The sequence below is a fragment of the Streptomyces sp. ActVer genome (genome assembly GCF_027270795.1).
In the GTDB taxonomy this organism is placed as follows: Bacteria; Actinomycetota; Actinomycetes; order Streptomycetales; family Streptomycetaceae; genus Streptomyces; species Streptomyces umbrinus_A.
The window spans coordinates 1-22225 of record NZ_JAPWHT010000138.1 but is presented as its reverse complement, the minus strand read 5'-3'; the positions used below and the strand labels follow the sequence as shown (position 1 = coordinate 22225).

Below are 22225 nucleotides of genomic sequence, written 5' to 3'. Positions count from 1 at the left end.
GATGGGCGGGCTCGGCCTGGTCTCCGTGCTGCCGACGCCGACGCTGGTCGGGGCCGGTCTGCTGGTCACGGTCTTCGCCTCGCTGCTCTGGCTGGGCCGTGAGCACCGGGCCCTGCTGCTGGTCACTCTGCTGGCCACCGTGGTGTCGCTGCACGCGCTGCCCGCGGTCATCGAGACCGAGCCGCGGTTCGCGACGGCCTGGCAGCACCTCGGGTTCATCGACTACATCGACCGGACCGGGTCCGCCGTGCCGGACCTGGACGCGCGCTGGAGCTGGCCGGGCTTCTTCGCGGGGGCCGCGTTCGTCGCGAAGGCCTGCGGGATCACCGACCTCACCGAGGTCATCCGCTGGTGGCCGACGGCCATGCAACTCCTCTATCTGGCACCGCTGTTCCTGCTCGTACGCCATATGCGCGCGAGCTGGCGGGCCAAGTGGACCGGCATCTGGATCTTCGTGCTCAGCGGCTGGGTCGGTCAGGACTACTTCTCGCCGCAGGGCTTCACGTACCTCCTCTATCTCGTCTTCGTGGCGATCCTGCTCGTGTGGTTCCGGGCGCCACGGGTGCTGTGGACGAAGGCGCGGCCCGGCGAGCTGGAGGTCGAGCCGACCGACCGGCGCCAACGGGCCGTACTGCTCATGGTGTTGATCGGGCTGTTCATGGCGACCGTCCCGGCGCACCAGCTCACGCCGTTCGTGATGCTGGGCGTCCTCGCGGTCCTGGTCCTGATCGGCCGCTCCGAACTGCGCGGCCTGCCCATCCTGTTCGCCGTCGTGGTCTCCGTGTGGATCGGCTTCCTCGCCGAGCCGTACTGGTCGGGGCACTTCGACGAGCTGTTCGGCGGGGTCGGCGGTGTGGGCAGCAACGTGTCCTCGTCGGTCTCCGGCCGTATCGGGGAAGGCAGTTCGTCCCACAAGCTCGTGCTGTACGCGCGTGTGGTGCTGGCCGGCGGTGTGATGGCGCTTGCCTGCTGGGGCTGGTGGCGGCGGCGCGACCACAAGTACCGCGAGCGGTCGCTGCTGGTCCTCACGTTCGTCCCGTTCCTGGGCTTCGGCATGCAGTCGTACGGCGGCGAAATGGCGCTGCGCGTCTTCATGTTCGCCCTCCCGGGGGCGGCTCTGCTCGCCGCACTGGCCCTCTTCCCGCGCACCGGCGTCACCGAGAAGGAACGGGACAAGGACCGGGTGAGCCTCGCCCCGCTCGCCGCGCTGATGGCGGGCCTCGTCCTGATGGGCGGCTTCCTGGTGGCCCGCTGGGGCAACGAGCCTTTCGAGCGGATCCGGCCGGGCGAGGTCGCCGGCATGGAGTACGTGTACGCGCACGACAAGCCGACCGTGCGGCTGCTGTGGCTCAGCGACGACACGGTGAACAACGTGACGCCCGCGATGCCTTGGGGCGCCCGGGACATGGAGAAGGTGGAGTACCTGCCGACGCTGGCGCCGCCCGATCCGGTCCTGGTGTCGGGCCTGGTCAAGTCCCTCAAGGACGCGGGCCCGAACTCGTTCCTCATGGTCAACCGCAGCCAGGTGACCTACCTCCAGCTGGACGTGGGCTACTCCAAGACCTGGGACACCCGGCTCGTCCACAACCTCGACGCCCGGCCGGAGCTCCGCAGGACGTTCGCCAACGACGACGTGACGATCTACGCGCTGCGCAAACAGCCGGACGGCAAGGTCCCCGAGCCCGACCCCGGTCCGATCGGACCCCAGGTGACCTGGACACCCTGGTCGGTCGTCGGAGGCCTCGCGGCGATCGCCCTGATCGTGCTGCTGACGACCCGCGAGGTGGTGCGGGTGGCCGTACGGCCCAGCGTGCGGCAACTGCAGTGGCTCCAGGGCAGTTTCTGGTTCTCACTGCCGTTGCTGGCGGTGCTGCTGGCTTCGCTGATACAGAGATTCCTGACGATGGCCTGAGGTGACGATGGCTTGAGGTGACGATGGCTTGAGGCGGGGCTCCGCCGTCGGACCCGCCCGGGGCGACCAGCCCCGTCTCGTAGGCGATGACGACGGCCTGGGCCCGGTCGCGCAGGGCGAGCTTGGCGAAGACGTGCGCGACGTGGGTCTTCACCGTGGCTTCACTGAGCCCCAGTTCACGGGCCAGTTCAGTGTTGGACAGGCGCGGCCCATATGGGTCAGCACCTCGCGAGTCTGGTCGGCATCCCTCTCGGCGTCCTCGGCCACCACTTCGTCGTGCCGCGGAGCTTCCGGGCGGCGGACATCGCCGTCCCGGACTCGATGATGGCCGTCTGGCAGGCCCCGGCCCTCGCCGCCCTGGCCCTGGCGGGCGTCACGATCGCGGCCGTCGGAGCACTGGTCCCGTCCCGGGCGGCGGCACGGCTCACCGTGGCGGAGGTGCTGCACAACGAATGACCGGGGTGACGGGCCGCCGGCCCGGTGGCTCCGCGGCCGAGTGGCCGGCCGGGACGGCGGCGCCCGGCCACGCACCCCGCCGACTCGGTCATCCACCCGCCAACTGTCTCAGCGGCCGAGCCACTTCACCTCGTACGCCCCCATCTCGAACCGCTTCCCATCGACCTCCGCACTGATCTTCCGGTCAAGGGTGTTCACGACGAGGACGGCCTTGTCGTCGGCGAGGACCCGTACGTTGGGCTTGTCGTCCGCGGCGACGGAGACCTGCTCGTACTTGGTGCCCGGCGGGAACTCCTTGTCGAAGCGGGAGATGAGGTCTAGCATCGACAACGCCTTGCCGCCGCCCGCGCGGTCGGTCGGGGTCCACAGGCAACCCGGGCAGGTGGCGCCCTTCTCGGTCTCCGGGTTCCAGTAGAAGGCGGAGGTCGTGCCGCCGCGGGCCATCGCGATCAGGCCCGAGGCCTGGACGGCCACGCGGTGCGGCTCGGACCAGCCGTCGCGGATGTCGTCGCCGTCGGCGAGCTCCACGTAGTACTCGGCCCACCACAGCGGCAGATCACCGGTCTGCTCACGCACCCACCGGCTGACGGCCGTGAACTTGTCGGTGGCCCCGAACTCGTCCGGCAGCAGGTCGTCGTCCTTGGTGTAGCTGGACCCGTCGACGACGACGAAGTCCGCGCCTGCCTTGTGCTTGTTCCAGTACTCGAAGGCGTCGAGGATCCGCTGGTCCATGGTGCCCCAGCTGCCCTTCAGCGTCGTCGACGCGTTCTCCTTCTGGCGCGGGTCGAGGCTGTCCATCACCAGATAGGGCCCGCCGACCTCGATGTCCTTGTCGACCTTCTTGAGCGCCTTGTAGACGAGGTTGTACAGCTCGGTGTAGCCCTCGTAGTCCCAGCGGGCCTCGGCGTCGTTCCAGAATCCCTTGAACTCGTTCCAGACGATGAAGTGCCGTACGTCCGGATAGCGCTTGGCGACGGTCGCGGCGAGGGCGGCGTAGTCCTTGTAGTGGGCGCGGTCCGGCGCCGTCTCCAGTGCCGCCTGGCTCCAGTCGGTCTTGTCGGAGCCGGGTTTGCCGCCCTTCATCCAGTCCGGGGCGCAGCACAGCGTGACCACCGGCGTGCCGCCCGTCTCCCGGACGAAGTCGATCCGGCGGTCCATGTCCTCGAAGTCGTACCGCCCCTTGACCGGCTCGGGGTTGTCCGCGCCCCAGCCCATGATGTGCTGGATCTGCGGCAGGGGCTGCTCGCCGAGGCGCTTCTCCACCCGCTTCGTGGCGGCGCCGCTGCCCTCGTCCGCGCTGAACTGGGTGTGGGTGAAGCCCCAGCCGACCTCGGGCCTCGGCTCCGACGGGGGAACGGCCGGCGTGCCGTGCACCTTGTCGCCGTCGCGGGTCGTGCCTGCCTCGCTTCCCGTGTCGCCGGGAAGTGTGTTGATCAGGGTCAGCACCAGGGCGAGAGCGGCCACGCCCACACCGAGCAGAGCGGTGAACCGCCACCGCCGAGCCCCCGAATTCCACCCATGACGTCCCATCAAGGGCAACAGTAACGGCGGGGGTCAGCGGTAGAACAGGTTCCGTCGACCACAGCCCTGTAACAGGACGGAGGGGATACACAGGGGATGCACAGGGGATGCACAGGGCCCTCGGGGACCGGCCGACACGCAGTGACACGTTTCCCTCCGGCGCGCCCCTCCCGTATGCCCCCTCCGATATGCGCCCTCCGATATGCCCCCTTCGGTGCGCAACGCGGAAACCGGATGCACGGGTCGCCCACGTGACGGATCATGGCGGCATGTCTGCGAACCCACACGACGCTCTGCCGATCCGGCTCAACGTCGACGACAGCGACTCACCGTCGGACGTCGTCGACGCGCTGTTCCTCGGCCGCTTCGCGACGGGCGAGCAGCCGCACTCGCACTCGGTAAACATCGACCGCGTACGGTCCGGGGCCACTCTGCTCCCTCCGGACGCGCAGGTGCTGCGGTCTGCGCGCGACGACGACCGCAGCGCGACCCTCGCCGAGGGAGAGGGCTGGACGGTTCTGGTGTCGCGCTGGAACCGGGGCGCCGACATCACCGTCACCGCGACCAGCGCCGAGCTCGCCGAGAAGGTGCTCGGCCAGGCCACGGACGGCGCGGCCGACGAGCCCGAACCCCAGCCGGAGAACGTGACGATGGGGTTCTGGTACGTGTCGCCCCGGCGCGGACCGCACCGCACGACCCGCCAGATCTCGGCGGGTACGTGGGAAGAGGTGCGCGCCAACTACACCGCGCCCGTGGCGGACGCGATGGACGGCCTGATGAAGACGACGCCCGAGGACATCGCGGGCCGTCTGCTGTTGCTGCACGGCCCGCCGGGTACGGGCAAGACATCGGCGCTGCGGACGCTGGCGCGCTCGTGGCGGGACTGGTGCCAGGTGGACTGCGTACTGGACCCGGAGCGGCTCTTCTCCGACGTCGGCTATCTGATGGACATCGCGATCGGCGAGGAGGACGGCACGGGCAAGGGCCGCTGGCGGCTGCTGTTGCTGGAGGACTGCGACGAGCTGATCCGCGGCGAGGCCAAGCACACGGCGGGCCAGGCGCTCTCCCGCCTGCTGAACCTCACGGACGGTCTGCTGGGCCAGGGCCGCAACGTCCTGGTGGGCGTCACCACCAACGAGGACCTGGAGCGCCTGCACCCCGCGGTCGTCCGCCCCGGCCGCTGCCTCGCCCGTATCGAGGTCGGCCCGCTCACCCGCCGCGAGTCCGCCACCTGGCTCGGCACGGAGGAGGGCCTCCCCCGGGACGGCGCCACCCTCGCCGAGCTCTACGCCCTGCGCCGGGGCACCACCCCGACCTCGGTCCCGGACCAACGAGAGGGCGCGGACGCGGGTTTGTATCTGTAGGGAGCGCGGCCCGCCACTCCGCCGCGACGACGGACAACCGGCGCGGCGGATCCGGACGCTCCCGAACGCGACACACGACGGGGCCTCCTGGCCCGCTGCCTGCGCCGCCGCGCCGACTCCGCCACCAGGGCGCCCCTTCAGGGGCGCGGGGAACTGCGCGACCAGCCACGACGGTCCCGCAGACAGCAAACAACCGGCAGCATTCCAGGACGGCACCAACGCCAACGCCAATCGTCAGCCGCAGCCGCTAACGCCAAGCCGGCGCCAACCGTCAGCCGCCATCCGCCGACCGCGCCATCCGTCGACCGCCAGCTGTCAGCCGGACGCCCCAAACGCCGCGCGCAGCGCGTCCCGGGCCGCGGCGAGGGCGCCGGCCTCGGACAACCCGAGCCGCCGCACGCGATCGGCATAGGCCTGCGCGGCGGACGCCGCTTCCCGCTCCGCCGCCGAGCCCGCGGCAGCGACGAACGTTCCGTTGCGCCCCCGCGTCTCGATGACCCCGTCCGACTCAAGAGCCCGGTACGCCTTGGCGACCGTGTTGGCGGCGAGGCCGAGCTCCTCGGCCAGCCCCCGCACGGTCGGCAGCCGGTACCCCACCGGCAGCGCCCCGGCCCGCGCCTGTTCGGAAATCTGGGCGCGCACCTGCTCGTAGGGCGCGATCCCCGCGTCGTCCTCGATGTCGATCTTCAGCATCACGCAGTGATTGTCCCGCACCGGCGGGAAAATGAGAGGCATCCGGCCGCACCGCCCACGTAGCGTGCGACGTCATGACTGTGATCGTCCGCGACTTCCGCGCGGGAGACGCCGAGGGCTTCGCCCGTATCCGGCACCTGGCGCTCCCCTTCATGCTCTCCACCCCCGAGGCCATCACCTACGACGCCGCGAACGCCCACCCCGACGCCCACTTCCAGCCGCTCGTCGCGGAGGAGGACGGCGAACTCGTCGGCACGGCCCAGGTGGGCATCGTGTACGACAGCCCGCAGCCCGGCCAGGGCTATCTGAACGTGTACGCGCATCCGGACCGCCGGAGCCGGGGCGCGGGCTCGCTGCTCGTGATGACCGCCGAGGAGCGCCTCGCCGCCCTGGACGTGACCAGGTTCTTCGTCCGGGTCGTGGACGAGCCGGCGAACCGTGCCTTCGCGGAGAAGCGCGGCTACCTCCCCCGTCGCTCCGCGCACTTCCTCCGCCTGGACCTGGCGACGTGCACACTGCCGCCGCGCCAGGAGCCGCCCACGGACGTCGAACTGTGCACGGCCGCGGACTTCGCTGACGATCCCCGCCCGCTGTTCGACCTGGACGCGGAGACGCTGCTGGACGAACCGAGCGACATCGCCCATGAGTTCACGGACTACGAGGCCTGGCTGAAGGAGACCTGGCACCATCCCCTCCTCAGCCATGAACTGACCTCGGTCGTGGTCGTGGACGGCCGCCCCGCGGCGTTCAGCGCCGCCCGTACCGACGGCGGCACCCGCTACGGCACCGTGATGACCGGCACGGCCCGGGCCCATCGCGGCCGCGGCCTCGCCAAACTCGCCAAGAACGACTCCCTGCACCGCGCCCGTGCCGCCGGCTTCACGGAGGCGTTCACGGCCAACGACGCGGGCAACGAACCGATGCTCGCGGTCAACAAGTGGTTCGGCTACGAGATCTGCGCCACGGAGGTGCAACATGTCCGCGAACTCTCCTGACTCCCCTTCCCAGTTGGACATCGTCCTGGTCAAAGCGGGCCGCACGAAGATCCGTTACCCGGCCGAGCTGCTGCACGACGACGGCACCCACGTCATCGTCCGAGCGGCCTGGGCCGGCGCCGGAGTCCGCGGCTTCGGCTTCGTACGCTTCGAACCGGGTGACGTCTTCACCGAGCACTACTGGCGCGACCGCTGGTACGCGGTGAAGGAGGTCCGTGGTCCCGAGGGCGTGCTGAAGGGCTGGTACTGCGACATCACCCGCCCGGCCGCCGTGTCCGAGGGCGAGCTGGTCGTCGAGGACCTCGACCTCGACCTGTGGCGCTCCGCCGACGGCCAGGCCGTACTGCGTCTGGACGAGGACGAGTTCGCGGAGAGCGGTCTGGAGACCACCGATCCGCAGGCCGCGGCCGCCGCCCGGTCGGCCCTGGACGAGCTCGAACTCCTTGCTCGTGAAGGCGACTTCGAAGCACTCCTGGCCTAGGCACCGCCCACTCCCGGCAGGCGCGCCCGGGATTCCTCAAGCTCCGGCAGCCCCCAACGCCGAGCAGTCCCGCCGGCAGTCCTCAGGGCATGGCGACCACCGCGTACCGCTCGTCCTCCACCTCTCGTCCCCACAGCAGCGGGTCGTCGGACAGTGGCTCCACGCGGACGTCCTCGGCGAGGGGTGCGAGCAGTCCGGTCAGCCGGTCGGCGGAGATGCCGACCGGGCTCACCGTCCCCCAGACGCCCTCTATGAGCACGAGCCGTCCGCCGGGGCGGAGCAGTCCGCTCCAGTGCCGCAGGACGCGACCGGGTTCGGGCAGCGTCCACAGCACATGGCGGACGAGGACGACGTCGAAGCGCTGCTCCCCGACCGGCGGGGCGGCCGCGTCCCCGACCAGGAACGCCGCGTCGCGCCCGGCCAGCTTGGCGCGGGCGAGGTCGACCATGCGCGGCGAGGAGTCGACCCCGGTGACCCGGTGCCGCTGCTCGGACGCGAGGAGCGACAGGCTGCCGGTGCCGCAGCCCAGATCGAGCACGTCGGCCGGCCCGCGCGGCAGCCAGCCGCGCAGCCTGGCCGCCCAGGCCTCGCGCACGGCGGGATCCCGCAGTCCGTGGTCGGGCTCGTCGTCGAACGTCGCGGACTCGGCGTCCCAGTCGACACCGGACCGCTCTTCACCGGTCTTCACTTCTTCGGTCTTCACTTCTTCGGTCTTCGCTTCTTCACGGGCGCTGTTACTCGTCATGTGCCCAGAGTGACACCCGCCACTGACAACGGTCCGGCGCCGGGCCCGCGACAGAACTTCACCGGACCTGCGTCGGAACTGCGCGGAACCCCCAGTTGTCCGGCATGTGGACTCACAGGTGAAACGTGACTACCGCCACTGACAAGCGGGCACCGATGAGTCACTCTCCCCGGAACGGTCTACCTCCGTACAAACGCGGAACCCGGTAGATGCAAGGAGGCAGCCATGCGCCGTGTAACCGTGCAGAAGCCCCTGAGGAAGTCGGACTCCCGTCGCGTGCGGGACGACGCGGACGAGCGCCCCGCCGAGCGTCCCGAGGTCCGAAAGGACATCGCACGCACGTGGTGGCCGGACGGCTGAGCCGTCACGGTGCCAGGAGCCGTCACGGTGCCGTGAGCTGTCACGGCGCCAATCGCTTGCGGTAGTGGAGGCGGTCGTACGGCCCGTCCACGCGGCGCTCCACGAGTTCGTACCCGTACTTCGGGTAGATCTTCTGGTTCTCCCACATCAGCGCGTTCGTGTGGAGCCTGACCTCGGGCAGTCCGAGCGCACGCGCGTGTGCGTCCACGAAGGCCAGGAGGCGGCGCCCCATGCCCTGCCCTTGGGCGTCCGGGTGGACGGCGATGCTGTCGAGGAACAGATGGTCCTCGTGCGCCTCGATCACCACGAGTCCGGTCACGGGCTCCCCCGTGACGAACACCCGCCCCGCCGCGACGTCGGCCGCGTGGTCCGCCTCCATGGGCCGCGGGACCACGCCGATGCGCTCGATGTAGGGGCGGTAGGCCGCGTCGGTCACGGCCTTCACGGCAGCCGTGTCGGCGGCGACGGCGGGGCGGATCCGAGCCTCGTACGGAGTGTCCGCCGTGGCGCTTTCCGGGGTCTTCGTCATGGCCGGAACGGTACCTACCTGATCGCAGTCTCAGCACCCCCTTAAGCGGACCATAAGGATCGCCCTCACCCCCTCCCAGCAGGCGATTTCGCGGTTTCGAGGGGCTAGCTTGCTGATCACCCCCAGGCATCACAAGCACCCCGGATCCGCTTCGAGGAGTTCCCCCATGTCCGCTCGCCGCATGGCCACCCGCACCCGCCTCGCCACGGTCGCCGCCGTGGGCGTCGCCCCGCTCGCCCTGACCGGTCTTGCCGCCGCCCCGGCGGTCGCGCACGGCTCGATGACCGACCCGGTGAGCAGGGTCGCGGGCTGCTTCGCGGAGGGTCCGGAGAACCCGAGGTCCGCCGCCTGCAAGGCGGTGGTCGCGGCCGGCGGCACGCAGGCCCTCTACGACTGGAACGGCGTCAACATCGCGAACGCGGCCGGGAAGTCGAAGGAGATCATCCCCGACGGAAAGCTGTGCAGCGCGGGCAACGACAAGTTCAAGGGCCTCGACCTGGCCCGCGCCGACTGGCCGGCCACGCGGCTGACCTCGGGCAACCGCACCTTCCGCTACAAGGGGACCGCCCCGCACAAGGGCTCGTTCGAGCTGTACGTCACCAAGGACGGCTACGACCCGACGAAGCCCCTGAAGTGGTCGGACCTGGAGTCGAAGCCGTTCCTCAAGGTCACCGACCCGCGGATGGAGAGCGGCGACTACGTCTTCGACGGTGTCGTCCCGGTCAAGTCGGGCCGTCACCTCATCTATTCGATCTGGCAGCGCTCGGACTCCCCGGAGGCGTTCTACACCTGCTCCGACGTCGTGTTCGGAGAGGGCGGGAGTGGAAGTGGGGGCGGCGCCGAGGCCTCCGCGGCCCCGACCGCGTCGGCTCCGTCCGACCAGGAGATCGCTGACGGCACCGACGAGTCGTCCGTGGAGCACGGCGGTCACGGCGACGACGACCCGAAGACCCAGGCCACGGCCACGGCGGCCGCGGACACCGCCTCGGACTCCGGCTCCGGCACGGAATCCGCCGAGGCGGCGGGCCCCTCCGAGGCGACGGACGACTCCGCGAGCGACGCCGAGCCCGCCGGCGGTTCGGAGAACCTCGCCGAGACCGGCGGTTCGAGCACCACTCCGTATGCGATCGGTGGGGCGGCCGCGCTGGCCGTCGGCGCGGCGGCGCTGTTCGCGTCGGTCCGTCGCCGTGCGGCGGGTGGCCGCCACAGCCGATAGCCCCACAACGGGCACGGGGAACTGCGCGACCAGCCACGAAGGGCCCGCAGTTCCCCTCCTGCGCTAGCCGATCACCGACAGGCAGGTCGTCGGGGTGGCGTGCGCCGGATCAAGGGCGTTCGCCACCTCGTGGAAGGCGATCCGGTCGATGAGCCCGATCGCCGCGTGCTCGGAGAGGTCGACCGCGCACAGGTCCTGGATCAGGACATTGCGTACGTTCGGGCCGTCGAGGTACTGGGAGCGGTAGGGCGTGACGACCTCGTCGTACTTGGTGGCGATGACCGTGTAGCGGACACCGGGGACGGTGTCGCCGCCCGCGTTGAGCTTGGTCAGGAAGGCCGATCCGGCCACCTGGTCGGCGAGGGCGGGGGTGGCGGTGGAGAGCAGGTCGGCCGCGCCGGGGAAGTGGTCGAGCAGTTGGGCGAGTCCGTTCAGGGTGGTGCCGTGGTTGTCGGGGGCGATCCCGACGAGGGCGTTCACCTTGGCGGCTCCGCCGAGGAACTTCAGATAGTAACGGGGCATCATGCCGCCCTGTGAGTGGCCCACGAGGTCGGCCTTGGCCGCACCGGTCGCGGCGAGCACTTTGTCGACGAAGGTCTTGAGCTGCTCCGCCGACTTGTCGATGGGACCGAGACCGTTGAAGAACGGCACGCCGGGCAGCTGCCCGTAGTCGAGAGCGAAGACGCAGTAGTCACGGTTCACGAGGTAGGGCGCGAGGCCCAGCCAGTTGTCGACGGAGTTGGCGAAGGTGCCGTGGACGAGGACGACGGGGCGCGGGTGGGCGGCGGACGGCTTGCAGGAGTAGTCGTTCCAGCCACGGCTCGGCGCGGCCTCGGCCTGAGCGGTGGCGGCGGAAGTAGCGGTGGCGGTGGGGACGACGGTGACCGCGGCGGTCAGCAGCAGCACGGCCAGGGGTCTGAGCAGGCGTTTCCAGGGCAGCATCGAGTGATCTCCTTGCGGCTCAAGGGAGTTGCGATGGCGTACGCCCTGTGATCCGGATCACGAGGATGCTGTTCTTTTGCCAAGTTACGAGTGAGTAGTAGAAGTGTGAAGTTACGCGTCAGTAAAAACTTCCGGTGCTGGCCGGGAGCACTGACACGTGCCGTGGAACCGTCACCAGGCGGGCCTGATGGGACCGTAGGGCGCAATGCGCAGCAAACGGTCACGCAACGCCCGGACTTCACCCTCACCAAGTAGTTCGACCCAGGGGCCGACGGCTTCCGCGGCCGACTCCTCGGCAGCTCGAGTACAGGCCCAGCCCTGCTCGGTCAGTACGACCAGCCGGGCGCGCGCGTCGTCGGGGTGCGGGCGCCGCTCGGCATACCCCTTGCGGACGATCTCATCGACAAGTTGACTCGCGGCCTGCTTGGTCACGCCCAGATGGGCGGCCAGCTCCGTGACCGTCGCCCCGCCGGGCGCGAGCCGCGCGAACGCGAACCCGTGCGCGGGCCGAACCCCCTCGAACCCCCGGGCGACGACACCCTCGTGGATGCGCTGGGTGAGCTCGCCGGCGACGGCGAGCAGGGCGGCGGACAGGGCCATGGCCTCGGAGTTCTGCACGTACGCATTGAAACACCCTTGACGAATTGGTCAAGCTGCTTGACCATGGATACATATAGTCAAGCAGCTTGACCATTCGCCACCGCCATTCACCATCACCATTCACCACTGGAGGCAGCCGTGCCCGTAGTCCGCTCGTCCGAAGCAGTCGTCCACGAGATCCACGGCGCGCGCTTCGTCTCGTACGCCACTCCCCTCAGCGGGAGCAGGGAACTGTGCGCCTGGCGGGGCGAGATCCCCGCGGGCACGAAGGCGCCCGCGCACACCGTCAACCGTGAGGAGATCTTCCATCTGCTGTCCGGCGAACTGCTGATGACCCTCGACGGCCGCACCGAGCGGATCGGCGCGGGCGACACGGTGATCATCAACTCCGGGTCGACGCTCACCGTGGAGAACCCGACCGAGGAGACCGCGACCTCCTGGGTCACTACGTCGATCGGCCTCCAGGCGAAGCTGGCGGACGGCACGGTCATCACTCCGCCTTGGGCCAACTGACCGTGGGGGCCGGGGTTGTCGGGAGCTGCGGGTTCGTCGTGGCTGGTCGCGCAGTTCCCCGCGCCCCTTATGGGGCGCCCCCTTCTCTCCACGGGGGCTCGAAACGGTTACGCCACCAGCGCCCCCGGCATCACCGCCCGCGGTCCGAACTTCGCCCGGACCCGGTCCGCCACCTCCTCGACGCGACGGACCTTCTCGTCCACCGGGTCGAAGGTGAGCTGACAGGAGGCCCGTTCGGCAGGGTCGAGCCCCTCGGCGCGCAGAACGATGCCGCGGACCCGGGCCCGCTGCAGCCCGAGCGCCTCGTACATCCGGTACGCGGCGTCCGTGAGCGCCGAGGAGTGGGCGGTCGGCTCGGAGAGGGTGCGGCTGCGGGTCGTAGTAGAGCGGTCGGCGTAGCGGACGGTGAGGGTGAGTGTGCGGCACACCTTCTCCAGGGCGCGCAGCCGGGAGCCCAGTTCCCCGGCGGCGGAGAGCAGGGCGCGCCGGTGCTGGTTCGGGTCCAACTCGTCGCGCGGGAAGGGTCGTTCGGCGGCGAGTGACCGGGAGACCGCGTTCGGTACGACCCGGCCGCGGTCGATGCCCTGTGCCATCTCGTGCAGTTCGCGGCCGGTACGGGCGCTGGTGAGCCGTTGCAGTGTGGACAGGGGCGCGGCGGCGACCTTGCCGACGCTGTCCAGGCCGTACTCGCACAGGGTGCGGGCGGTGGCGGTGCCGACTCCGGGCAGCGCCCGCACGGGCTGTTCTTCCAGGAACTCCGTGAGGGCGCAGGGGTCTTCGGGCACCACGCGGGTCGTCCCGGGGGCGGCTTTCCGCAGGGCCATCCGGGCGAACATCGGCCCGGGGCCGGCCCCGATCGCGCAGTCGACGCCGTGCCAGGCGAGCGCCCGTACCCGGATCAGCGAGGCCAGTTCCTCGACGTCCCGCTTGAAGTACCGCTCGGCGCCCCGCAGATCGGCGAGCGCTCCGTCGGGCGGGAGCGCCTCGACTACAGGGGTGAACTCCTCCAGCGTGCCGAGGAGCCCGGGCAGGGCGGCCTCGCTCGTCGGAGGCAGCTGGAAACGTACGCAGAGGATGGTCATCCCGCACTCCCCGGGCTCTGGTGCCACAACTTCTTTCCACCGGCGGGCCCTTCGCCCGCCGGGCGCAGATCGGCCCACGGATGCATTTCGTATCCCGTGGGCATCTGGATTCGACGGCCGCCCGTCGGATCTCCCGTGTCCCGCGAACCGTCCTCGGCCTCGCCCTCCCCCTGCGGCTCCGCCAGGCGCAGGGCCACTCCGTCCAGGCCTTCCTCACGCCGCAGTTCCACCAGGTCGGCGAGGTTCCAGGCAGCCGCGCCGACCACGCTGAGGCTGCGCGGGCCGCGCCGCTGCACCACTCCGCGTACGAGCAGGAGCCAGGAGTGGAAGACGGTGTGCGCGCACGCGCCGTGGGAGTCGTCGAAGAAGGCGAGGTCGACCAGGCCCGTGCCGTCGTCGAGGGTGGTGAAGATGACCCGCTTGCCGGAGCGGATCGGCGGGGTCTGGGTGGCCGCCTTGGCGCCCGCGACCAGGACCGTCTCACCGTGCCGGGCCGCCCGCAGCCGGCGCGCGGTGACCACGCCCAGCTCGTCCAGGAACGCCCGGTGATCGTCCATCAGATTCCGTGAGGCGTCCATGGAGAGCACACCCAGCTCGGCGCTGAGCCGCTCCGCCGAGGAGAGGTCGGGCAGCCCGGCCGACGCGGTCTTCTGCCCACCGGCCAGCGGAAGTTGGTCTCCGCGACCGCCACGCGCGCCCCGGTGCAGCTCGGTCAAGTGCAGTTGCAGATCACGGCGGTTGGCCCCGAAGGCGTCCAACGCCCCGACCTGTGCGAGCCGCCCGGCCAGCGGTCTGCTCGGCCGGGCCCGTTCCCAGAAGTCGAGCAGCGAGGCGTACGGCTGCCCGTCCGCGACCCGCGCCGCCTCGGCCTCGCTGATGCCGTGCACGTCGGAGAGGGCGAGCCGCACACCCCAGGCCTTCCCGGACCCCCTGGGAGTCCCCCCGGCCGCTCCCCCGAACCCCTCGAACCCCTCGGATTCAGACACCAGTTCGATACGATGGGCGACCGCCGACCGGTTCACGTCCAACGGCAGGATCGGCACCCCCCGCCGCCGCGCGTCCGCGAGCAGCAGCCGCTTCGGATACATCCCGGGATCGTGGGTGAGCAGTCCGGCGTAGAAGGCGGCCGGGTGATGCGCCTTCAGCCAGGCCGACTGGTACGTCGGCACGGCGAAGGCGACCGCGTGCGCCTTGCAGAAGCCGTACGACCCGAAGGCCTCGACGATCTCCCAGGTCCTGGCGATCGTCTCCGCGTCGTACCCCCGGGCGGCCGCGTGCTGCGCGAACCAGAAGCGGATCCGTCCCTGCGACTCGGGGTCGGACAGCCCGCGCCGCACCCGGTCCGCCTCGTCGCGCCCGCAACCGGTCATGATGTCGACGATGTCGATGATCTGCTCGTGGAAGACCACGACCCCGTACGTGCTCCTCAGCGGCTCCTCCAGATCCGGGTGCGGGAAGCGGACCGGCGCCCGGCCGTGCCGCGCCTCGATGAACGGCCGCACCATGTCGGCCGCGACCGGCCCCGGCCGGAAGAGGGAGATGTCGACGACTAGATCGTGGAAGGTCGCGGGCTGGAGTCTGCCGACCAGGTCCCGCTGGCCCGGCGACTCGATCTGGAAGCAGCCCAACGTCTCGGCGGACCGGATGAGTTGGTACGTGGCGGGGTCGCCCTCCTCCACCGCGTCCAGGTCGACCCGGTCCCCCGTGGCCCGCTCCACCTCGGCCACCGCGTGCGCCATCGCGGACTGCATGCGTACACCCAGCACGTCCAGCTTGAGCAGCCCGAGGTCCTCGACGTCCTCCTTGTCGAACTGCGACATGGGGAACCCCTCACCGCTGGTCGGCATGACGGGCGTACGGGCGAGGAGCGAGGCGTCGGAGAGGAGCACCCCGCACGGGTGCATGGCGACTCCGCGCGGCAGGGCGTCCAGCGCTTCCACCAGCTCCCACAGCCTCCCGTACCTGGCGCCTTCCTGCTGGACCTCCTTTGCCAGGGACCGGAGTTCGGGCAGTTCCTCCAGTGCCGCGCGGGCGTCGCGGGCCCGGATGTGCGGGAAGGACTTGGCGATGCGGTCGATGTCGGCCGGGTCCATGGAGAGGGCCGCGCCGACGTCCCGTACCGCATGACGCACCCGGTACGTCTCCGGCATCGCCACGGTCGCGACCCGCTCGGTGCCGAACCGGCCGATGATCGCGCGGTAGACCTCAAGGCGGCGTGCGGACTCCACGTCGATGTCGATGTCGGGCAGGACCGGGCGGCGCTTGGACAGGAAGCGTTCCATCAGCAGCCCGTGTGCGACGGGGTCGGCGTGCGCGATGCCGAGGAGGTGGTTGACGAGCGAGCCCGCGCCGGAGCCGCGCGCGGCGACCCGGATGCCCATCTCCCTCACATCGTCCACGACCTGAGCGACCGTCAGGAAGTAGGAGGCGAAGTTGTGGTGGGCGATGATGTCCAGCTCGCGGTGCATCCGCTCCCAGTAGCCACGCGCCTCGGGGGAACGGTCGTAGCCGCGCAGCACCATCCCCGCCGCCGCCCGCGAGGCCAGCACCCGCTGCGCGGTACGGCGTCCGGCGCCGACGAGGTGCGGCTCGGGGAAGTGCACGGCACCGAGGCCGAGGTCGTCCTCCGGGTCGACGAGGCACTCGGCGGCGGCGACCCGCGTCTGTTCGAGCAGGCGGTACGCGGTGTCACGGCGGAAACCCGCGGCCTCGACGATCCGTTCGGCGGCGCCGAGCATGGCGCCCGCGTCCTTGAGCCAGGCCTCACCGCTGTCCAGTTCCTTGCGGGGGTCGACCGGCACGAGCCGGCGGGCGGCGTCCAGGACGTCGGCGACCGGGCCCATGCCCGGGTCGGCGTACCGGACGGCGTTGCTGAGCACCGGCCGCACCCGCTGCTCGGCGGCGAAGCCGACGGTACGGGCGGCCAGCCGCAGCGAGCCGGGACCGGTGCCCTCGCGCCCGTGCCAGACCGCTTCGAGCCGCAGGGCGTCGCCGTAGACCTCCCGCCAGGGCGCGAGCAGTTTCGCGGCCCGGTCGGGGCGCCCGGCGACGAGCGCCCGGCCGACGTCGGAGGCGGGCCCGAGCAGGACGGTCAGGCCGTCGGCGTGGTTGTCCGCCCAGGGCAGCAGCGGCCCGCCCGTGTCGCCCGCATGCGTCGCAGTAACGATTCTGCAGAGCTCGGCCCAGCCCTTCGCGCCGTCCCGGGCAAGGAAGGTCACCCGAGGAGTCGACTCGTCGATGAAGGCACCGCCCCGCACGGGAGCCCGCCGCCGCTCCCCTCCTGTGGACCCACCGGCCCGTACGGACTCCCCATCCCGTACGGCTCCCCGGGCTCGCGCGGACCCCTGGGCCCGCGCGGACTCCCGGACCCGTACGGGCTCCTCGACCGCGAGGTCGACCCCGAACAGTGGACGCACCCCCCGGGCGGCGCAGGCCTTGGCGAAGCGGACCGCGCCCGCGAGGGTGTCCCGGTCGGTGAGGGCGAGTGCGTCCATGCCCCGCTCGGAGGCGCGCTCGGCGAGGCGCTCCGGGTGCGAGGCCCCGTACCGCAGGGAGAACCCGGAAACGGTGTGCAGATGCGTGAAGTCCGGCACGCGCACCTCCACCACTCCCAGGGGCTCCCATGCCAGCCCTCGAACACTTGTTCCCTGCTCCCTCACCCCCACCATAGACCAATTCCCGAACATGTGTGCGACATCCGTTCGGACCCGTCCCACCTGCGCAAACACCGGGCGGCTCGGACCGTGGGGGCATGACACAGACAGCCGGGGCCCCTCACCGGTCCTTCCTCGAAGAGGTGAAGGACGGAGTCACTCCGCGGGCCACGCTGCTGGTCATCGGCGTGCTCGCCCTGCAACTGCTCTTCATCGCCTCCTATGTGGGGGCGCTGCACAACCCGAAGCCGAAGGACGTGGCGTTCGGGGTGGTCGCCCCGGGAGCCGCCGCCGACCAGGCGGTGGCCCGTCTGAAGCAGCTCCCCGGCGAGCCGCTCGACCCTCGCGCGCTCCCCGACCGGGCGACGGCCCGCGAGCAGATCGTGAACCGCGACATCGACGGCGCCCTGGTGATCGACCCGGCCGGCACCACCGACACCCTGCTGGTCGCCTCCGGCGGCGGCCGGGTCCTGGCCAACGCGCTGACCGCGCTCACCACCGAACTGGAGAAGGCCGAAGGGCGCACGCTGAGAACCGTCGACGTGATCCCGGCCGACGCACAGGACGCCAACGGGCTCACCACCTTCTACCTGGTCGTCGGCTGGTGCGTGGGCGGCTATCTGTGCGCGTCGGCGCTGGCGATCAGCGCGGGCGCACGGCCGGCCAACCCCCGGCGCGCGACGATCCGGCTCGCCGCCATGGCCGTGGTCGCGATCGTCGGCGGACTCGGCGGCGCGGTCATCGTCGGGCCGGTCCTGGGAGCCCTGCCCGGGAGCGTGGCGGCCCTCTGGGGGCTCGGCGCGCTGATCACCTTCGCGGTCGGAGCGGCCACGCTCGCGTTCCAGTGCCTCTTCGGAGTCGTCGGCATCGGAGTGGCCGTACTGCTCGTGGTCATCCTGGGCAACCCGAGCGCGGGCGGCGCCCTCCCACCCCCGATGCTGCCCCCGTTCTGGAGGGCGATCGGCCCCGCCCTGACCCCGGGCGCCGGCACCTGGACGGCCCGCTCGATCGTCTACTTCAAGGGCAACGACACCACGGCCTCACTCCTGGTCCTCTCGGCCTGGGCGGCCGTCGGCAGCGCGGTCACACTCCTGGCGGGCTCACTGCACAAACCCGAACAACCCGACTCCGCTCCACAAGGGCGCCCTGACAACGGCTGACGCAATGGAGGGGGACCGGTCCTGGCTGCCGTGTCCAGAGCGGTAGTCGAGTGCTCGGTCCGGTGTGGTGACGTCGCCGTGGATCGTGTCGGACGGGCTGCGGGACCACTGGGAGCCGCTGCTGCCCGATCATGCGTCACCCGAGCCACGGCTCTCGACAAACCACTCAGTGGAACAGAGCCGGCGGCGCTACGCTCCTGTGCCGTGCAGGAGACGCGTCTCGACACTGCTCGGATCCGGGCGGCCCGCCGGGTGATCGACCCGATTTTCCTCGACACTCCGCTGTACCGCTGCGAGGCGCTGGAGCCCCACCTCGGGTGCGCGGTGAGCGTCAAGCTCGAAACGGCGAACCCGGTCCGCAGCTTCAAGGCCCGCGGCACCGAGGTCATCGCGAGCCGGCTCGCCGACCATGGCCCGCGAGCCGTGGTGTGCGCCAGTGCGGGCAATCTCGGCCAGGCCCTCGCCTGGTCCGGTCGCGGCCGGGATCTCGACGTCACCGTCGTGGCATCCCGCTCCGCGACGGTGGCCAAGCTCGATCGCATCCGCGCACTGGACGCCAGGCTGGAACTGGTGGACGGCGACCACGAGCTGGCTCGCGAGCGGGCGGCAGCCATCGCCCTGCACGACGGCATCCGGCTGGTCGAGGACAGCCTGGACATCGAGACCTGCGAGGGCGCGGCGACCATCGGCCTGGAACTGGTGGACCCCGTGCCGGAGTTCGACACCGTCCTGATCGCGCTCGGCGGCGGGGCACTGGCCACCGGTGTGGGTCATGTCGTGAAGGCCCTGGCGCCCGAGGTCGAGGTGATCGGTGTCCAGCCGCTGGGCGCACCGGCGCTGACGCTCTCGTGGCGCGGGCGGCGCGTCGTCACCACCGACTCGGCCGACACCATCGCCGACGGCGTCGCCGGCCGGCGTCCCATCCCTGCCGTCCTGGACGATCTCCTCCTGGTCGCCGACGACGCCGTCCTGGTCCAGGAGTCGTCGATCACCGCCGGTATGCGATTGCTCCTCCACCACGCCGGCCTCGTCGTCGAACCGTCGGCCGCTCTCGGCATCGCGGCGATCCTCGAAGACCGCGACCGCTTCGCCGGCCGGCACGTGGTCACCATCGTGTGTGGCAGCAACGTCGATGTGGACGCCTATCACCGCTGGGTCGGTGCCGCTCCCATCCACAGGCCTTGAACAATTGACAGCGCAAGGCAATGCAACGCAAGAGCCCCGCCCCCACCCGGAAGGTGGGAACGGGGCTCCAAGCCCAACGGAACCGAACCGTCAGCCGATCTGGGTCCCCGTGGCGGACAGCGCCTCGGTCACCGGCTGGAAGAACGTCTCCCCACCGGAGGTGCAGTCCCCGCTGCCACCGGACGTGAGTCCGATCGCGCTGCTGCCCGAGAACAGCGACCCACCGCTGTCACCCGGCTCCGCGCAGACGTCGGTCTGGATGAGCCCGTTCACGATGTCGCCGTTGCCGTAGTTCACGGTGGCGTCCAGCCCGGTCACCGACCCGTCGTGCACCTGGGTGGTGGAGCCGCTGCGGGTGACCTTCATCCCGACGGTCGCCTCCGCCGCACCCGTGATCTCCTGCGCGGAACCGTTGTAGAGGTTCACCTCGCTCGGGTGGTCCACGTCCGCGGTGTACTTCACCAGGCCGTAGTCGTTGTCGGGGAAGCTGGAGTCGGCGTTCTCACCGATCTCGGTGCCGGACGAGTCGGACCAGTTGGTGATGCCCTCGGTGCAGTGCCCGGCGGTGAGGAAGAACGGCTCGCCGCCCTTGACCACGTTGAAGCCGAGCGAGCAGCGGCCGCCGCCACCGGTGATGGCGTCACCGCCGGCGATGAAGGGCTTGAACTCCCCCTTGGTGGTCTTGAGTTCGGCCTTGGCGCCGAGCCCGTCGACGACCTTGGTCAGCTGCGCCATCTTCGCGCCCTTGACCGTACGGTCCGCGGTGACGACGACCTTGTTCGTCGCCGGGTCGACCGCCCACGAGGTACCGGGGATGGTCGCGTCCTGCTTCAGCGTCGTACGGGCGCCCTTCAGTTCGGCGAGGGAGTTCTCGACGATTCTGGCCTTGGCGCCGGCCGACTCGACGGTCTCGGCCGCGGCCTCGTCGAGGACGTTCACGACGAGGCTCTTCGCCTTCGCGTCGTAATACGTTCCCGCCGCGTCCGCGCCGAGGTCCTTGCCGAGCGTCGAGGCGAGCTTTCCGGCCGCCGTGACCGAGAGGATCTTGAGCTCGGGAGCGGGCGCGTTCTCACTCGCGTTCGCACTCTGCAAGGTGACTCCCGCGGCGACCAGTGCGGCGATGCCCGCACCTGCCACGGCCGCCCGCCGCTTGGGTATGCGTCGGTGCTTCAACTTGTGTCCTCCTGTGGGGGGTCGGAAACGGCGGCTGTGGGGGCCACCGAGACCGAAAGGTGTACGGACATGGGCCCGACTCGCAATAAAAGCCGCGTCCATGCCAACGGACGCCGACCACTATTCCGAGGCCGTACGGGAGCACACAAGGTCGACTTCAGGACGCGCGTGCCACAACGGACGCGCGCCCCCGCATGGTTGACGCGCGTTGACAAGTGGCCGTCTCACCACGTCGATTCCCATAGCAAACACTACGAGCGAGTAACTAACGCCAGTCTGTGAGGTCTAGTCCTGTCCGGATTTCGACCCTCCGAAGTCCGGATCCAACGGTGTCTCGACGGGCGGGAGTTGCTCCTGCATCGATTGCTGCCACTGCGCCAACAGCTGTTGCGCCTGTGCCGAGAGCTCCTGCGGCTGAATCGGACGCTGCTGCGCCTCGGGCAACGACGGCTGTGGCTGAGCCGGCGGCTGCTGTGTCTGAGGCGCGGGAGGCGCCGCCTGTTGCGCCGGCTGCTGCGCCCGCTCCAGGAACCGCAGCAACTCGACGGGGAAGGGCAGCACGAGCGTGGAGTTCTTCTCGGCCGCGACCGCAACCACCGTCTGCAGCAGCCGCAGTTGCAGGGCGGCGGGCTGCTCGGACATCACTGAGGCGGCCTCCGCCAGTTTCTTGGAGGCCTGCAACTCGGCGTCCGCGTTGATGACCCGGGCCCGCCGCTCACGGTCGGCCTCCGCCTGCCGGGCCATGGACCGCTTCATCGTCTCCGGCAGCGACACGTCCTTGATCTCGACGCGGTCGATCGAGACGCCCCACTCCACGGCAGGGCTGTCGATCATCAGCTCCAGACCCTGGTTGAGCTTCTCGCGGTTGGAGAGCAGATCGTCCAGCTCGCTCTTGCCGATGATCGACCGCAGTGACGTCTGCGCCATCTGGGAGACCGCGAACCGGTAGTCCTCGACCTGGATGATCGCGTCGGCCGCGGACACCACCTTGAAATAGATGACGGCGTCCACGCGCACCGTGACGTTGTCCCGCGTGATGCCGTCCTGCCCGGGTACCGGCATCGTCACGATCTGCATGTTGACCTTCTGGAGCCGGTCCACGAAGGGCACGATCATGGTGAACCCCGGGCCACGCACCCCGGATCGCAGCCTGCCGAGGCGGAGCACCACGCCCCGTTCGTACTGTTTGACGACGCGGGCCGCCGCCATCGCGTACACCGTTCCGACGGACGCGAGAGCCACTCCCGCCGTCACCAGCTCCTCGATCATTACGACCCCCAGGGTCCGTATCGGGCGCAACAGGTGTGTACTTCGACGGTAACTCCGGCGCGGACGCGAAGGGGAGATGGAGGACCGAGGTGCCGAACGGGATACGGATGCGGGACGGACGACTGCTGGCGTTCGAGGAGTGGGGGGACCCGGACGGCAGCCCGGTGATACTGCTGCACGGCACACCGGGCTGCCGGCACGGGGCGGTACCGGCGGAGCTGATGGCCGAGCGTCCCGGGGTGCGGTTCATCGCGTACGACCGGCCGGGGTACGGGGATTCGGACCGTGGTCCCGGACGCCGGGTGGCGCAGGCCGCGCGGGACGTGGCGGCGCTGGCCGACGGGCTCGGGCTCGGGCGGTTCGCGGTGCTCGGCCG

Annotated in this window: 20 protein-coding genes and 3 pseudogenes; 12 read left to right on the top strand and 11 right to left on the bottom strand. The window is 70.6% G+C overall.

Features of this window, described 5'->3' with window-relative positions; translation table 11 throughout:
* Positions 1–1912, top strand: a pseudogene (locus tag O3Q52_RS22985) (lipopolysaccharide biosynthesis protein); the annotation flags it as partial.
* A gap of 52 nt (positions 1913–1964) precedes the next feature.
* Here the strand turns inward: O3Q52_RS22985 and O3Q52_RS22980 are convergent.
* A pseudogene (locus O3Q52_RS22980) lies at positions 1965–2114 on the bottom strand (response regulator transcription factor); the annotation flags it as partial.
* Between the two features lie 11 nt (positions 2115–2125).
* On the opposite strand from O3Q52_RS22980, the gene O3Q52_RS22975 reads away from it, so the two are divergent.
* A complete protein-coding gene (locus O3Q52_RS22975; protein ID WP_269650658.1) occupies positions 2126–2368 on the top strand; it encodes a hypothetical protein in 243 nt (80 codons plus the stop codon).
* Positions 2369–2476: 108 nt separating this feature from the next.
* Here O3Q52_RS22975 and O3Q52_RS22970 read toward each other — a convergent pair whose 3' ends face one another.
* The gene (locus O3Q52_RS22970) at positions 2477–3898 is read right to left on the bottom strand and encodes a xylan 1,4-beta-xylosidase (RefSeq protein ID WP_269650657.1); all 1422 of its coding nucleotides are present in this window, start codon (positions 3896–3898) and stop codon (positions 2477–2479) included.
* A gap of 260 nt (positions 3899–4158) precedes the next feature.
* Between O3Q52_RS22970 and O3Q52_RS22965 the strand changes: the two genes are divergently transcribed.
* Positions 4159–5253, top strand: a complete 1095-nt coding sequence (locus tag O3Q52_RS22965) for a DUF5925 domain-containing protein (RefSeq protein ID WP_269650656.1) — start codon at positions 4159–4161, stop codon at positions 5251–5253.
* Between the two features lie 315 nt (positions 5254–5568).
* Here the strand turns inward: O3Q52_RS22965 and O3Q52_RS22960 are convergent, their stop codons facing one another.
* Entirely contained in the window at positions 5569–5949 is a 381-nt protein-coding gene (locus O3Q52_RS22960; protein ID WP_269650655.1) for a GntR family transcriptional regulator, read from the bottom strand.
* A gap of 71 nt (positions 5950–6020) precedes the next feature.
* Here O3Q52_RS22960 and O3Q52_RS22955 point away from each other — a divergent pair, with 71 nt between their 5' ends.
* Together O3Q52_RS22955 and O3Q52_RS22950 are read left to right on the top strand one after the other, a co-directional pair.
* Positions 6021–6941, top strand: a complete 921-nt coding sequence (locus O3Q52_RS22955) for a GNAT family N-acetyltransferase (protein WP_269650654.1) — start codon at positions 6021–6023, stop codon at positions 6939–6941.
* The gene (locus tag O3Q52_RS22950) at positions 6922–7422 is read left to right on the top strand and encodes a DUF402 domain-containing protein (protein ID WP_269650653.1); all 501 of its coding nucleotides are present in this window, start codon (positions 6922–6924) and stop codon (positions 7420–7422) included. The genes O3Q52_RS22955 and O3Q52_RS22950 overlap by 20 nt, the downstream gene beginning before the upstream one ends.
* A gap of 82 nt (positions 7423–7504) precedes the next feature.
* Here the strand turns inward: O3Q52_RS22950 and O3Q52_RS22945 are convergent, their stop codons facing one another.
* Positions 7505–8167, bottom strand: coding sequence for a bifunctional 2-polyprenyl-6-hydroxyphenol methylase/3-demethylubiquinol 3-O-methyltransferase UbiG (locus O3Q52_RS22945; protein ID WP_269650652.1), 663 nt, complete (start codon positions 8165–8167; stop codon positions 7505–7507).
* Between the two features lie 225 nt (positions 8168–8392).
* On the opposite strand from O3Q52_RS22945, the gene O3Q52_RS22940 reads away from it, so the two are divergent.
* A complete protein-coding gene (locus O3Q52_RS22940) occupies positions 8393–8527 on the top strand; it encodes a hypothetical protein (RefSeq protein ID WP_257678067.1) in 135 nt (44 codons plus the stop codon).
* A 40-nt stretch (positions 8528–8567) separates the two neighbouring features.
* Here O3Q52_RS22940 and O3Q52_RS22935 read toward each other — a convergent pair whose 3' ends face one another.
* Positions 8568–9056, bottom strand: a complete 489-nt coding sequence (locus tag O3Q52_RS22935; protein ID WP_269650651.1) for a GNAT family N-acetyltransferase — start codon at positions 9054–9056, stop codon at positions 8568–8570.
* 166 nt (positions 9057–9222) lie between these two features.
* On the opposite strand from O3Q52_RS22935, the gene O3Q52_RS22930 reads away from it, so the two are divergent.
* On the top strand, positions 9223–10272 hold the full coding sequence (locus O3Q52_RS22930; protein WP_269650650.1) for a lytic polysaccharide monooxygenase: 1050 nt from the start codon (positions 9223–9225) through the stop codon (positions 10270–10272).
* A gap of 63 nt (positions 10273–10335) precedes the next feature.
* Here O3Q52_RS22930 and O3Q52_RS22925 read toward each other — a convergent pair whose 3' ends face one another.
* Together O3Q52_RS22925 and O3Q52_RS22920 are read right to left on the bottom strand one after the other, a co-directional pair.
* The gene (locus O3Q52_RS22925) at positions 10336–11214 is read right to left on the bottom strand and encodes a triacylglycerol lipase (protein ID WP_269650649.1); all 879 of its coding nucleotides are present in this window, start codon (positions 11212–11214) and stop codon (positions 10336–10338) included.
* Positions 11215–11385: 171 nt separating this feature from the next.
* On the bottom strand, positions 11386–11832 hold the full coding sequence (locus O3Q52_RS22920) for a MarR family winged helix-turn-helix transcriptional regulator (protein WP_266741290.1): 447 nt from the start codon (positions 11830–11832) through the stop codon (positions 11386–11388).
* 120 nt (positions 11833–11952) lie between these two features.
* On the opposite strand from O3Q52_RS22920, the gene O3Q52_RS22915 reads away from it, so the two are divergent.
* Positions 11953–12327 (top strand): cupin domain-containing protein, encoded by a 375-nt coding sequence (locus O3Q52_RS22915; RefSeq protein ID WP_269650648.1) that lies wholly within the window; start codon positions 11953–11955, stop codon positions 12325–12327.
* A gap of 107 nt (positions 12328–12434) precedes the next feature.
* On the opposite strand, the gene O3Q52_RS22910 is transcribed toward O3Q52_RS22915, so the two are convergent.
* Positions 12435–13409 (bottom strand): hypothetical protein, encoded by a 975-nt coding sequence (locus tag O3Q52_RS22910; protein WP_269650647.1) that lies wholly within the window; start codon positions 13407–13409, stop codon positions 12435–12437.
* Positions 13406–17002, bottom strand: coding sequence for a DNA polymerase III subunit alpha (locus O3Q52_RS22905; RefSeq protein ID WP_269650646.1), 3597 nt, complete (start codon positions 17000–17002; stop codon positions 13406–13408). The genes O3Q52_RS22910 and O3Q52_RS22905 overlap by 4 nt, the downstream gene beginning before the upstream one ends.
* Positions 17003–17160: 158 nt before the next feature.
* Here O3Q52_RS22905 and O3Q52_RS22900 point away from each other — a divergent pair, with 158 nt between their 5' ends.
* From O3Q52_RS22900 to O3Q52_RS22890, 3 genes and pseudogenes are all read left to right on the top strand, one after another.
* A complete protein-coding gene (locus O3Q52_RS22900) occupies positions 17161–18222 on the top strand; it encodes a DUF3533 domain-containing protein (protein ID WP_269650645.1) in 1062 nt (353 codons plus the stop codon).
* A gap of 25 nt (positions 18223–18247) precedes the next feature.
* Positions 18248–18349, top strand: a pseudogene (locus tag O3Q52_RS22895) (IS5/IS1182 family transposase); the annotation flags it as partial.
* Positions 18350–18426: 77 nt separating this feature from the next.
* Positions 18427–19407, top strand: a complete 981-nt coding sequence (locus tag O3Q52_RS22890; RefSeq protein ID WP_269650644.1) for a threonine/serine dehydratase — start codon at positions 18427–18429, stop codon at positions 19405–19407.
* Between the two features lie 90 nt (positions 19408–19497).
* Here the strand turns inward: O3Q52_RS22890 and O3Q52_RS22885 are convergent, their stop codons facing one another.
* Both O3Q52_RS22885 and O3Q52_RS22880 read right to left on the bottom strand, forming a co-directional pair.
* Positions 19498–20580 (bottom strand): S1 family peptidase, encoded by a 1083-nt coding sequence (locus O3Q52_RS22885; RefSeq protein ID WP_269650643.1) that lies wholly within the window; start codon positions 20578–20580, stop codon positions 19498–19500.
* A 285-nt stretch (positions 20581–20865) separates the two neighbouring features.
* Entirely contained in the window at positions 20866–21849 is a 984-nt protein-coding gene (locus O3Q52_RS22880) for a slipin family protein (protein ID WP_269650642.1), read from the bottom strand.
* 89 nt (positions 21850–21938) lie between these two features.
* On the opposite strand from O3Q52_RS22880, the gene O3Q52_RS22875 reads away from it, so the two are divergent.
* A partial coding sequence (locus tag O3Q52_RS22875; RefSeq protein WP_269650641.1) for an alpha/beta fold hydrolase occupies positions 21939–22225 on the top strand: 287 nt, incomplete at its 3' end.